General features: G+C 71.4%; 12 protein-coding genes. 4 read left to right on the top strand and 8 right to left on the bottom strand.

Features of this window, described 5'->3' with window-relative positions; genetic code table 11:
• The 3 genes from ACI3KX_RS20925 to ACI3KX_RS20915 form a co-directional block, all read right to left on the bottom strand.
• Positions 1 to 1001 (bottom strand): copper resistance D family protein (locus ACI3KX_RS20925; protein ID WP_404910950.1); only part of this gene is annotated, 1001 nt, incomplete at its 3' end.
• Between the two features lie 122 nt (positions 1002 to 1123).
• Positions 1124 to 1411, bottom strand: a complete 288-nt coding sequence (locus ACI3KX_RS20920; protein ID WP_045301792.1) for an HU family DNA-binding protein — start codon at positions 1409 to 1411, stop codon at positions 1124 to 1126.
• Positions 1412 to 1621: 210 nt separating this feature from the next.
• Entirely contained in the window at positions 1622 to 2215 is a 594-nt protein-coding gene (locus ACI3KX_RS20915; protein WP_404910949.1) for a TetR/AcrR family transcriptional regulator, read from the bottom strand.
• Between the two features lie 224 nt (positions 2216 to 2439).
• Between ACI3KX_RS20915 and ACI3KX_RS20910 the strand changes: the two genes are divergently transcribed.
• Positions 2440 to 3294 carry an alpha/beta hydrolase gene (locus ACI3KX_RS20910; protein WP_404910948.1) on the top strand — a complete coding sequence of 285 codons (855 nt, stop codon included), beginning with the start codon at positions 2440 to 2442 and terminating at the stop codon, positions 3292 to 3294.
• 151 nt (positions 3295 to 3445) lie between these two features.
• On the opposite strand, the gene ACI3KX_RS20905 is transcribed toward ACI3KX_RS20910, so the two are convergent.
• Positions 3446 to 4576, bottom strand: a complete 1131-nt coding sequence (locus ACI3KX_RS20905; RefSeq protein ID WP_404910947.1) for an alpha/beta hydrolase — start codon at positions 4574 to 4576, stop codon at positions 3446 to 3448.
• Positions 4577 to 4739: 163 nt separating this feature from the next.
• On the opposite strand from ACI3KX_RS20905, the gene ACI3KX_RS20900 reads away from it, so the two are divergent.
• Positions 4740 to 5612 carry a potassium channel family protein gene (locus tag ACI3KX_RS20900; protein ID WP_404910946.1) on the top strand — a complete coding sequence of 291 codons (873 nt, stop codon included), beginning with the start codon at positions 4740 to 4742 and terminating at the stop codon, positions 5610 to 5612.
• Between the two features lie 34 nt (positions 5613 to 5646).
• Here the strand turns inward: ACI3KX_RS20900 and ACI3KX_RS20895 are convergent, their stop codons facing one another.
• Positions 5647 to 5994: a DUF1048 domain-containing protein gene (locus ACI3KX_RS20895; protein WP_404910945.1), complete on the bottom strand. Its 348-nt coding sequence runs from the start codon at positions 5992 to 5994 to the stop codon at positions 5647 to 5649.
• A gap of 144 nt (positions 5995 to 6138) precedes the next feature.
• Here ACI3KX_RS20895 and ACI3KX_RS20890 point away from each other — a divergent pair, with 144 nt between their 5' ends.
• Positions 6139 to 6723, top strand: coding sequence for a TetR/AcrR family transcriptional regulator (locus ACI3KX_RS20890; RefSeq protein WP_349425642.1), 585 nt, complete (start codon positions 6139 to 6141; stop codon positions 6721 to 6723).
• 81 nt (positions 6724 to 6804) lie between these two features.
• Here the strand turns inward: ACI3KX_RS20890 and rpsN are convergent, their stop codons facing one another.
• The 3 genes from rpsN to rpmB are packed head-to-tail and all read right to left on the bottom strand — an operon-like array spanning position 6805 to position 7520.
• Positions 6805 to 7110 carry a 30S ribosomal protein S14 gene (gene rpsN / locus ACI3KX_RS20885; protein WP_163615787.1) on the bottom strand — a complete coding sequence of 102 codons (306 nt, stop codon included), beginning with the start codon at positions 7108 to 7110 and terminating at the stop codon, positions 6805 to 6807.
• 3 nt (positions 7111 to 7113) lie between these two features.
• Positions 7114 to 7284 (bottom strand): 50S ribosomal protein L33, encoded by a 171-nt coding sequence (gene rpmG, locus ACI3KX_RS20880; RefSeq protein WP_005051772.1) that lies wholly within the window; start codon positions 7282 to 7284, stop codon positions 7114 to 7116.
• Entirely contained in the window at positions 7284 to 7520 is a 237-nt protein-coding gene (rpmB, locus tag ACI3KX_RS20875; protein ID WP_055832508.1) for a 50S ribosomal protein L28, read from the bottom strand. The genes rpmG and rpmB overlap by 1 nt, the downstream gene beginning before the upstream one ends.
• 392 nt (positions 7521 to 7912) lie before the next feature.
• Here rpmB and ACI3KX_RS20870 point away from each other — a divergent pair.
• On the top strand, positions 7913 to 11421 hold a 3509-nt coding region (locus tag ACI3KX_RS20870), incomplete at its 3' end, for a hypothetical protein (protein ID WP_404910944.1).

The following is an 11421-nucleotide window of genomic DNA, read 5'->3' as shown; positions in this document are numbered from 1 at the left end:
GACCTGCTGTGGGCGATCGTCGGGGGCGTGCGGGCGAGGGCGGCCGCCGCTCCGCTCGCGGCGCCCATCAGCACGAGCTCGAATCCGACGAGGGTCCAGAACGACCGCGCGGCCCGTTCGGTATCCCGCATGCGACCGATCAGCCGCGTGCGGTACCAGGCGCCGAACAGCCCCAGCGCGATCAGCGCGAGCACCTTCACGCCGAGGATCACGCCGTAGGGCGACAGCAGCGCCGACCAGTCCCGCAGCCCGATCGCGGCGCGCACCGTGCCCGACACCGCGACGACCGCGAAGGCGGCGAGCGCGATGCTCGAGTAGCGCGCGACCGTCGCGGCACTGCCTTCGCGCGACTGGAGCGGCCGTACGATCACCACGAGCAGCAGTCCGCCGAGCCACACCGCGGCCGCGAGGATGTGCAGGATCAGGGCCGTCATCGCCTCGTGATGGAAGGCCTCCTCGCCGGAGTGGCCCTGGGTGCCCATGGGGACGAGGGATGCCGCCGCGAGCAGTGCGACGAAGAAGGTGGCGGTCCACGACCGCACGGCGAAGGTCAGCACCGTGAGGGCGGCGCCGGCGAGGGTTGTGATGAGCCACGTACGACCGACCTCGGTCTCGACGATGTAGCGGCCGAGCTGGGCTCCGAACTCGGGGCCGATGCTGATGACGGGGTTGAACGCGTCGATGAAGGTCAGGAACCCGGTCGCTGCGGCGGCCATCGTGAACACGGCCGCCGAGATCGACGCGGTGTCGAGGGCGATGTCGAACTCGCGCTCGCCGGCGCGCAGGGCGAAGAGCGCGGTGACCAGCACGCCGACCATGCCTGCGGCCGAGAGGTTGACGACGAGCTTCGCCGTCGGCAGACCCCACCGCACCCACGGCCCGGGATCGGCGATCGCGAGGGGCGCAGCGCCGCCGCCGAAGGCCAGCGCCCACACCATCACCGCGAGCGCGGCGACGACGAGGATCGTGGGCCCGACGGCCCGCAGCGCGCGGGGGTTCACCCCCCAAGCCTACGTTGCCGAATTCCGGTCGTTGAGCGAGGCCGGGCGGCATGCCCCGCGCAGACAGCAGGAGAGGGGATGCCGCGGGTCGCGGCATCCCCTCTCCGGAGGTCTGCGTCGGATTACTTGACGGCAGCCTTGAGCTTCGAGCCCGCGGTGACCTTGACGCGCTTGCCCGCGGGGATCTTGATCTCCTCGCCCGTCTGCGGGTTGCGGCCGGTGCGAGCGGAGGTGGCGACCTGCTCGAACGCGATCCAGCCCGGGATCGAGACCTTGCTGCCGGCGGCGACCGCGTCGGAGACGGTGGAGAAGAGGGAGTCGAGCACGCCCGAGACGGCCGACTGGCTCTGGCCGGTCGCGCTCGCGATGCTCGCGACGAGTTCGGTCTTGGTGATGGTCTTGTCGGCCATGTGGTTGTCCTCCAAAGACGGCGGATGCCGTCTTGTCATTGCTGGGACCGGATGGCTTCGCCCCCCGGCTGGTCGGTTCGACCGGGACCGAATGTACCTGACACGACCGACAGATCCGCGTATTTTCGCGGATTTCTGAGGTTTTCGGCCGCGTGTCGTGTGACTGGTGTGACTGATGGGGCTGATGTGACGGGTTCTCACCCGCAATGCTCAGCTTCGGTGCGCCGTGATGAGCTCGCGTGCCGTCCGCGCGAACGCGGGACCGACGCGGTCCTGACCGTCGAGATAGCCGCCGACGAGCGCGGCATCCCGCAACAGCACGAGGGACGCCGCGACCGCCTCGGGATCGCGCAGCCGGGCGCCTTCGGCGAGCTGGCGGAGAGTGGCGCGGAACCACTCGCGATGGTCGGCGATGAGGTCGCGGACCGGACCCTGGTCGGGGTACTCGGCCGCGGCGTTGATGAACGGGCACCCGCGCGTGTGCCGCTCCCGGATGTCCTGCTCGATGCCCGCGACGACGAGGTCCAGCAGCACGTCGGGGTCGTCCGAGACCTCTGCCGCCTGGGCGAAGAGTGAACGCAGGCCCTGGTCCTCGCCCTCGAGGTAGGCGAGCACGAGACCCTCTTTGCCGGCGAACTGCTTGTACATCGTGGCACGGGTCACACCCGCCTCTTCGATGATGCGATCGACGCCGACCGAGTGGATGCCCTCGTTGTAGAAGAGGTCGGTCGCCGCCTGGAGAAGCCGCTCGCGGGCGGGCGACGGACGATGTGCCGCGGTGGTCGCGGCGACGGTGGTGCTCATGGATCCCCCTCCAGTCCTCCATCGTGCCATCGTTTCTGCCCGCTGACCGGGTGCGGAAGCGCGGCCCGAATCGGGCTCCGGAATCATTTCAAGAATTTCTGGGAATAGTCTTGCATACATAGAACGTTCGGTCTACCATCGGTCACATCAGCCGGAGACACACCAGGATCCGGAACCTGCGACCACAACAGAACCCACCGCATCACCCACACAAGGAGCACGACATGAACACCACGAACAACACCCCGATCGTCCTCATCCACGGCCTCTGGATGACCCCCAAGAGCTGGGACACGTGGGCCGAGCGCTTCCGCGCCGCCGGCCACCAGGTGATCGTCCCCGGCTGGCCCGGCATCGACGACCGCTCGGTCGAAGACATCCGCAAGAACCCCGAGGCGCTCAAGGGCATCGGCCTGAAGCAGATCGCCGACAACTACGAGCGCATCATCCGCGCCCTCCCCGAGAAGCCGATCATCATCGGCCACTCCTTCGGGGGAGTCCTCACCCAGATGCTCGCCGACCGCGACCTCGGCGTCGCCTACGTGGGCGTCGCTCCCGGGCAGACCGCCGGCGTCACGACCCTCCCGCTCTCGACACTGTGGACCGGCACGCCGATCCTCGCGAACCCCTTCGGAAAGAACGGCGCCAAGCCGCTGTCGAAGCGGCACTTCCACTTCACCTTCGGCAACGACCTTCCGCGCGCGGCGTCCGACGAGCTGTGGGAGGAGTTCGCGGTGAACTCGTACAACCGGGTCTTCTTCGAGGGCGTGCTCTCGGTGCTGAACGAGAAGGGCGGCGTCACGCACGTCGACTACGGCCGCACCGACCGCGCGCCGCTCCTCATCATCACCGGCGAGATCGACCACGTCGTGCCGCCGGCGATCGGCGAGGCGATCGTGAAGAAGTACAAGAAGTCGGGCAGCCCCGCGATCGTCGACTACAAGACGTACCCTGGCCGCACCCACCGGCTGGTGAGCCAGGACGGCTGGGAGGAGATCGCCGACTACGCGCTCGAATGGGCGACGACGCACCAGGTGCGCGCGACGGAGCAGGCCCCCGAGACGGAGGCGGCGCAGTAACCGGATGCCCCGCCCTGCGTCGACGGGAAACCACTTCGCCGCTGAGCCACCACGCCCTGTGTGGTGGCCCAGCGGTCGAGTGGTGTCTCGGCCGGTGTCCGCGGTGGGACGCAGAGGCCCGAGGCTCGCGAGAGCCCCGGGCCTCATCGCGTCAGGCGTGCAGGCGTCGCAGGGCGGCGACGACGTCGTCGTGCCAGCGCCGCGCAGCGGGAAGCGCCGCCGTGAAGATCGGGGTGTCGTGCGTCACGCCCTGGTAGCGCACGACACTCGCCTCCACCCCCGCCCGCCGCAGCGCCGCCCCGTATGCGTCGCCGTCGCCACGGAGCGGGTCGTACTCGGCCGTCAGGATCACCGCGGGCGGCAAGCCCTCGAGGGATGCGGCGAGAAGCGGTGAGGCATAGGGCTCACGCGCCTGGCGCGGGTCGGCGAGATAGGTTCGCGCCACAGAGCGCAGCTCGCGCAGGGCGATGAACCGCGGGATGCCGAGCGCTCGTGTCGCCCCGAGGTCCAGGTGGCCGCCGGTCAGGTCGACCACGGGGACCTCGAGCACCTGCAGCCGGAGGGGACGGCCGCCTCGGTCACGATTGACCAGCGTCACCGCGGCGGCGAGATTCGCTCCCGCCGAGGTGCCCGCCACCCCGATGCGGTGCGAGTCGATCCCGAGCTCGTCGGCCGCAGCGAACAGCCACTCGAGCGCTGCATGCGCCTGCTCCACCGCCACGGGATACGGATGCTCCGGCGCGAGGGCGTAATCGACCGCGGCGACCGCGACGCCGGCGTCGTGCACGCGACGCCGGTTCGCGGCATCCGTGGTGGGATAACCGATGCCGCCGATGCGGAATGCGCCGCCGAAGAAGGACAGCACGCCCGGCACGCCCCGCGCCGGAGGGGCGTCGGGGTCAGGGTGATAGACGCGCACACGAACGTCGGGATGGCCGGACACCTCGACGACGTGCTCGGTGGTGCGGATCCGCGGTCCCGGGAGACCCACCTTGTGCAGCTCGCGGCGGTCCCACGCGAGAGCGGCCTGGCGGTGCCGTGCCCGCGCACGGGCGTTCGGTCCGACGACCGGCGGCGCTGCGGCGGATGCCTGGGAGACGGTGTCCTGCGGCGGGGCGGCTGCTGCCGGCGTCGCGCCGCCTCCCATGCCGGTCATCGCCGCGGGCCCCTTGGCGAACGGCCACAGCGCGCTCAGCCGCGAGCGCACCGAGCCCAGCGCCTGGTCGAAGAGATACTTGCGGTGCACACGCAGGCGCTCCTCGAAGAACGGATCCAGCGGCATCCATCACTCCCCTGTATGACGTCATGCCGAGTGTAGGGCCGGAGCCCGCGGCGCTGACGGGTATTGACACCGAGCGGAATCGGGGAGCGGGCGGGGCGCGCCCGAGGGACTCTGCGGGTCGCGAGGCCCCCTGCGAGACGCAGCCCGGCGGTACTGTGGCGACATGTCCGCGGTCAGCATCGTCGGCGGCATCATCCTCATCGTCGTCGCGCTCAACGACGTCTTCCACACGCTGCTGCGTCCGTCCGCGACCGGCCGGCTGACGACCCTCGTGTTCCGCGGCACCTGGGCGATCGCACGAAGACGAGCGACTCGCATACACATCAACGGTCCGCTGACGGTCGTCGCCGCGATCGCCGTCTGGATCGCCCTCATCGCCGTCGGCTGGGCGCTGATCTATCTTCCGCACATCCCGGACGGGTTCTCGTACAGTGCCGGAGTCGACCCCGCCAGCTATCACGGGTTCGTCGAGGCGCTGACGTTCTCGCTCGTCGCTCTCACCACGCTCGGCCTGGGCGATGTCGTGCCGATCGATCCGGTCATCCGCGCGCTCGCTCCCCTCGAGGCGCTGACGGGCTTCGCGCTGCTGTCCGCAGCGGTGTCATGGTTCATGCAGCTGCATCCCGCGTTGACGCGGCGACGCGCCGTGGCGATCGAGCTGACCGCCATGAGCGAAGCCGGGATCACTCGCCTGCCGGACAGCATCTCCTCGGCACAGGCTGTGGCGATCGTCGAGTCGATCTCCCGCTCTCTCGCCGCAGTGACGGCCGACCTCGTTCAGAACGCCGAGATCTTCTACTTCACGGAGAAGGACGAGCGACTCTCGAGTTCACGAGCACTGGCCTACGCGCTGCAGTTGCGCGATGCGGCCCTCGCTGCGCCGAGCGCCGACGTCCGAGCGGCCGGCGCGGTCCTCGCTCGAATCCTCGACGAACTCGCACGTGTGGTCGCGACGAGGTTCTCGCATGTCACCGGCGCGTCCACCGACGACATCCTGCGCGCCGCGGCGGGAAGCCACGGCCACGCCTGGAGTTGAGCGCGGAAGGCCCGGAGGAGTCTGGTCCGCGTTCTCACGCGGCGTCGATCGCCGCAGTGAGCGCGGCCCTCATCGCGGCGTTCCACGATTCGTCGACGTGGTTCTCGAGGAGCGCCTCGGCGACGTCGGCCGGCTCCTCGCCCACGACGGAACGGATCGGGATGCCGTCGGCGGCCGCGTGTTCGAACAGGAGTGCCAGATCGTCCAGGGCACCGGCGGTCGCGTCGGCCTCTCCGATCGATCGGCGGTCCGCCAGGTAGGTCTCGAAGGCGCCGAACGCGGCACGGAACTCGGCAGGCAGCGCCGCGATCCGGGCGGTACGGGGTGGCGACGGCGTGGGCTCATCGACGGTGCCGGTGATCGTCGGAATCTGACTCGGCATGGGGTTCTCCTTCTGCGCCGGGGTCGGGCTCTCGCCACCCGACCGGGCTTGGCTTCGCTGCGACACGCTACGTGTCGTGTCACCGGACGCTAGCAGGCGTCCCCTCTGAGCCGCAACACGACACGTAGCGTGTAGTTTGGATGCATGAATGCCGCACCCGACCCCAGCCGCCGCAGTGAGCGCGCCCACGTCGCCGTGCTCGACGCCGCCCTCGCACTGTGCCGCGAGAACGGGTTGGCCCAGCTCACGATCGAGGGGATCGCCGATCGCGCGGGCGTGAGCAAGAAGACGATCTACCGCTGGTGGCCGTCGAAGGGCGCGGTGCTGCTCGATGCGGTCTCGGAAGTCGCCAACCGGACCGCGCGCCACGGCGACACGGGGGATCTCGCCGCCGACATGCGCGCGCAGCTCAGCAACGTCGTCGCGATCATCAGCCCGCAAGACACGTCGCCGCTCGCCGCACTGGTGGCGGAGGGGCAGCGGGATCCCGCGCTGGCGGCATCCATCCGGGAGCAGCTGATCGTGCCGAGCATCGCGGGATTCGAGGAGCGCATGCGATCGGCGCAGCGCGCCGGTCAGATTCCGGAGAACGCCGACTTCGGGGTGGCCCTCGACCTGTTCTACGGCCCGATCTACCACCGGCTCGTGTATCGGCTCGGCCTGCCCGACGAGCACGAGATCCGCGCGCGTGTCGACCACGTCATCGCCGGGCTGCGCGCGATGGGGTGAGCGCGATCGCAAAAACGCGGAAGGCCCGGAGTTCCGAGGAACTCCGGGCCTTCCGGCTGCGGTCTCAGCGACCGGGAATGCTCACCAGCTCGACTTGGTCACGCCGGGCAGCTCGCCACGGTGCGCCATGTCACGGAAGCGGACACGCGAGATGCCGAACTTCGTGAGGACACCGCGGGGGCGGCCGTCGATGACGTCGCGCGAACGCACGCGCACCGGCGAAGCGTTGCGGGGCAGCTTCTGCAGGCCCACGCGAGCGGCTTCGCGCTCCTCGTCGGTCGACGTCGGCGACACGAGCGCCTTCTTCAGCTCGGCGCGCTTGGCGGCGTAGCGGTCGACGACCGCCTTGCGCTGCTCGTTGCGCGCGATCTTGCTCTTCTTAGCCATGGATCAGCGCTCCTCTCGGAATTCGACGTGCTTGCGGATGACCGGGTCGTACTTCTTCAGCACGATGCGGTCGGGGTTGTTGCGGCGGTTCTTGCGCGTGACGTAGGTGTAACCCGTGCCCGCGGTGGAACGCAGCTTGATGATCGGACGAACGTCCTGAGCCTTCTTGGCCATCAGAGCTTCACACCCTTCGCCTGGAGGTCACGGACGACCGACTCGATGCCACGGGCGTCGATGACCTTGATGCCCTTGGCCGAGACGTTGAGCTTGATGTTGCGACCCAGCGACGGAACGAAGTAGGTCTTCTTCTGCACGTTCGGGTCGAAGCGGCGCTTCGTCCGGCGGTGCGAGTGCGAGATGTTGTGACCGAAGCCGGGAACTGCTCCAGTCACCTGGCACACTGCTGCCATAGTGATGTCTCCTTAGTACCGTGGAGCCGGACGGCCCCACCCAAGATCCCTTGTCTGCACCCTTCGACAAGCCGACGGACCGGGATCAACCGGCCTGGGGCGTGAGGATGAGGGCGCGAACTGCGTGCTGGAGTGCGCGCAGACAAAGAGACAGTCTAGCACGCACGGCGTGTCGGGCTTGACGCGAGCGATCTCCGCCATTCGCGGCACTCTCGGCGAACGGCGTGCGGCCGCAGATCGACGTATTCCGGTGCCGGAATCCATCCTGACAGGTCGTCCAACGATAGCCTTCTGCACGACGGCGGCCCCTGCGGTTGTCTACAAACTCTGCCGCGCGTGATTTCCGCTGGTGGAGCATGTTCGTCATTCCGGCGTGGGAGAGGACGACGCAGATGACCGAGCCGCTTGGCGAGACCCGGCTGTGGCCGGCGTCGCCGTTCGACCTCGCAGACGCGCATCGCTGTCCGTCGTGCTTCGCCGCCATCTCGGCGGCCACCTGCCCGGCCTGCGGCTTCGAGCTGACCGATCCGCGCGCCGTGCGGGTGCTGCAGCTCGGCCGAGAGATCGTGTCGGTCGAGCTCGCCCGCCAGCAGCTGATGGACGAGATCCGTCTCGCCTCGGCGTCGCGCGCGTCGCTCGCGGCGGCGCACGCGGAGATGACTGCTGCCGCAGCCCCGCAGCTCGTCGCGGCACGCACGGTCCTCGATCCGGCCACGAGCCCTCCCGTCATCGCACCCTCGGCCGCCGACAAGGTCGTTGCGCCCGAGGCCGTCCTCGCGCAGACGGCGGCGGACTCCGATGCGACGCTCCTCGCCGGTGCGGGAACGGATCCCGCCGCGCCACTCGGGCCGACGGCATCCGCTCCCCGGCGCCGGCTCACGGTGCCGGTGCTGCTGCTGATCGTGGGCGTCTCGCTCGTGGGTGTGGCCGCGGTGTTCTTCCTGCTGCTGGCGTGGTTCGTCGCGGGGATCGAGATGCGGGCGCTCATCATCGGCGGCATCACGCTCGCGACGGTCGTGCTCGCCTCGTGGCTGCGGCGGCGCGACCTCGGTGCCACCGCCGAGGCGATCGGTGTGCTCGGTGTCGGCCTGCTCGTGCTGGATGCCTGGGCGGTGCGGGCCAATGACCTGTTCGGCGCCGGCTCCACGGACGCCGCCGTCTACGCAGGAGTCGCGGCGCTCGTCGTCGCCGTCGTGTGCCGGCTGTGGGCGAGGATCTCGGGCCTGCGCGGTCCCGATCTCGCCGCATCCCTCGCACTGCCGGCCGGCGTCGCCTTCCTCGTGGGCGGTGTCGTCGACCTCCCGGCCGGGGAGGCCGTGACCGCGGGATTCCTCGGCGCTGCCGTCGGGGGCCTCGCCCACGCGCTGCCCGCGCCGTGGTCGGCGGCGAGGAGCGGTGCGGCCGGTGCGCCCGAGCGCCTCATCCTCGCGCTGGCGGGGATCGGCTCGCTGATCGGCGCCACCGCGGCGGTCACGGCGGCGGGACTGGCGGGCTGGCAGCTCGCACTGCGCCTCGACGACGTCGTGTTCACGCTGTTCGTCGGCCCGGTCCTGGCCGTGATGATCGCCGTCGCGCTGGACGTCGCCCGCGCGCGACGCGCATCGGGTGCGCTGGCGCCCCCGACCCTCACCGCCGCGATCATCGGCGGCGGGTCGATCGCGGGGACGCTCGTCGTCTGGCTGCTGCAGACGCAGTCGGCGGTCGCATCGGGATGGACCCTGTGGCACACGGACGCCTTCACCCTCCCGGCTTCGGCCGCCGAGGCGCCCGTGATCGCGGTGGCGGCGGCCGTCGCGATGGCGGGACTCCTGTTCGCCGCGCCCACGCTGCGCCGGCCGGTACTGAGTGACCTGCGCGCCGTCGTCGTCGCCGTGCTGCTGCTGTCGGCGGCCGCGCGGACCGCCATCCCGGCAGTGCTGGTCGGCACGGCCCTGCTCGTGGCCGTGGCGAGCCTCGTCGGCGCCGCCCGCGCCTCGGCGTACGCCGCGAGAGAGGCCCGCGATTCCGCCTCGGTCGACGGCGCGCCGGACGCGGGGACGAACGATCGCACGCAGACAGACGCCGCCGGCCGTCGGGCATCCGTCCCCCGTGCTCTATCGCTCGGGGGCTCGAGCATCGCGGGCACGATCGCGGTGATCACCGCGTTCGCCGCAGGCACCGCGACCCCCTGGCTCTGGCTGATCGGCGTGGCCGTGGCAGCCGGCTACCCCATCGTGCTGCGCGCGGTCCGCCGCGCAGCCGGCCCGCTCGCGGTCCTGCTCGCACTGACACCGGTCGGGGTCGGCGTCGTGGCCGCGATCATCGCGCCCGCCGCCCTCGGCGCCGCCACTGGGCTCACCGGCTCGGGACCTGCGGTCGCCCTCGCGCTGCTGCAGTGGGTCGCACTGGCGACGCTCGCCGCGGCCGCCTTCCTGCGCATCGACACGGCGAGCCGCGTCGGCCTCGCCGTATCCGGATACGCGCTCACGACGCTGACGCTGGTGTGGACGCTGGTCGCGGCCGCCGACGACGTGGCGACGGATGCCGCGACCGCGGCCACCGTCGCCGCCGTCGGCGAACCGCTGCTCGGGCTGGTGCGGGGTGTCGCCCTGCTCGCGCTCCTGGCGCTCATCGCCGTCGGTCGCACGCGGCTGCGCGGACACGCGGTGGCGGCCGCCGCGCTGCTCATCGCCCCGGCGATCGCGTCACTCGGACACTCCGCGCTCGACATGGCCGGCGCAAGCGACGAGGGCTGGGCGACGCTCGTACTGGCCGCGGGGCCGGTGCTCGTGACCATCGCCACCGCCGCGATCGCGCTGTTCGCACCAACCGGAGCACCGGCAGCTCCGTCGGCTCCGGCGGTCCCTGCGGCTCCGGTGGTCCCTGCGGCTCCGGTAGTCCCTGCGGCTACGGCGGCCCCGGCCGCTCCGGCGGCGCTGGCGGCCCCGGCGTCGGGAGTGCCCCGCACCTCGGACCCTGCCACGCCGGTCGCGCCGACCCTCGTCCCCCTCCGCGCGCGCACCGCCGCCGATCTCGGCGCGCTGCTGACGGGGCTCTGCATCGTCTGGGGCATCGCCCCCGACCTCGTGTGGGCGCTGCTCGCACTGGTCGCCCTCGCGTGCGGCGCGGCATCCGTCACCCGAGGCTGGGCCGCACCCGCCGCGAGCGACCCGGCGGACGACCTGTTCGCCACGCGACGTCCCGGCGTCCCGGTGGGCGCCGCGCTGCGGCGCGTTCTCGCCTGGCCGGCGGCCGTCGCGGCGTGCGCGGCGTGGTGGACGCTTCTCGGCGCCGGCACCCCCGACGCCGAGTTCACGCTCGAGGCGTACGCGATCCCGGTGACCGTCGTGCTGGCCGGCTTCGCCGTGGTCCTCGTGCGCCTGAGGCGGCGCGCCGAGGCGAGCGTCGCCGTCGGCGTCGCTCTGACGGTCGGCCTCGTCTGGCCCGCGGCGACGACCTGGGGCGCGGTGAGCATTGCCGGGCTGTCGTCGGCGGCGGACGAGCCGCTGTTCGGTACCGTCGTCGCGCTCGTCTCGGCGGCGATGTGCCTGCTGCTCGCGGCGCCGCCGGTGCGCGGCATCCGTCCGCCGTCGGTCGTCGGCTCGGCCGTCGCCCTCCTCGCGCTGGGGCTCGTCGCGGTCGATCGCGCGGTCGAGTGGACGCCGGACGCCTGGCCGTGGCAGACGGCGTGGCTCGCGCTTCTCGTAGCCGTCGCCTACGCCTCCGGCGTGGGCCTCGCGGGAGCACGGCCGGAGCGGACCTCGTCACACGGGTACGCGGTCGCGCTGCCCCCGATCGCGCTCGGCGTGGCCTCGCTCATGGTGCTCGGCTCCGCCGGCCACGGCGCCGTCGTCGCGGGCGCGCTCGCCGTGCTCCTCGCCGCGCACCTCGCCTCCCTGTCGCTTATACACATCCGACGCTG

This window comes from Microbacterium sp. ZW CA_36 (assembly GCF_044987475.1).
Lineage (GTDB): Bacteria > Actinomycetota > Actinomycetes > Actinomycetales > Microbacteriaceae > Microbacterium.
The sequence above is the reverse complement of the archived record's forward strand: the minus strand, read 5'-3'. Positions and strand labels throughout refer to the sequence as shown.

Excerpts from the sequence above, each read along its gene's own strand:
- ACI3KX_RS20920 (WP_045301792.1), bottom strand. The coding sequence starts at position 1,411 with ATGGCCGACAAGACCATCACCAAGACCGAACTCGTCGCGAGCATCGCG.
- ACI3KX_RS20890 (WP_349425642.1), top strand. The coding sequence starts at position 6,139 with ATGAATGCCGCACCCGACCCCAGCCGCCGCAGTGAGCGCGCCCACGTC.
- rpsN (WP_163615787.1), bottom strand. The coding sequence starts at position 7,110 with ATGGCTAAGAAGAGCAAGATCGCGCGCAACGAGCAGCGCAAGGCGGTC.
- ACI3KX_RS20915 (WP_404910949.1), bottom strand. The coding sequence starts at position 2,215 with ATGAGCACCACCGTCGCCGCGACCACCGCGGCACATCGTCCGTCGCCC.
- ACI3KX_RS20910 (WP_404910948.1), top strand. The coding sequence starts at position 2,440 with ATGAACACCACGAACAACACCCCGATCGTCCTCATCCACGGCCTCTGG.
- ACI3KX_RS20900 (WP_404910946.1), top strand. The coding sequence starts at position 4,740 with ATGTCCGCGGTCAGCATCGTCGGCGGCATCATCCTCATCGTCGTCGCG.
- ACI3KX_RS20905 (WP_404910947.1), bottom strand. The coding sequence starts at position 4,576 with ATGCCGCTGGATCCGTTCTTCGAGGAGCGCCTGCGTGTGCACCGCAAG.
- ACI3KX_RS20895 (WP_404910945.1), bottom strand. The coding sequence starts at position 5,994 with ATGCCGAGTCAGATTCCGACGATCACCGGCACCGTCGATGAGCCCACG.
- rpmB (WP_055832508.1), bottom strand. The coding sequence starts at position 7,520 with ATGGCAGCAGTGTGCCAGGTGACTGGAGCAGTTCCCGGCTTCGGTCAC.
- rpmG (WP_005051772.1), bottom strand. The coding sequence starts at position 7,284 with ATGGCCAAGAAGGCTCAGGACGTTCGTCCGATCATCAAGCTGCGTTCC.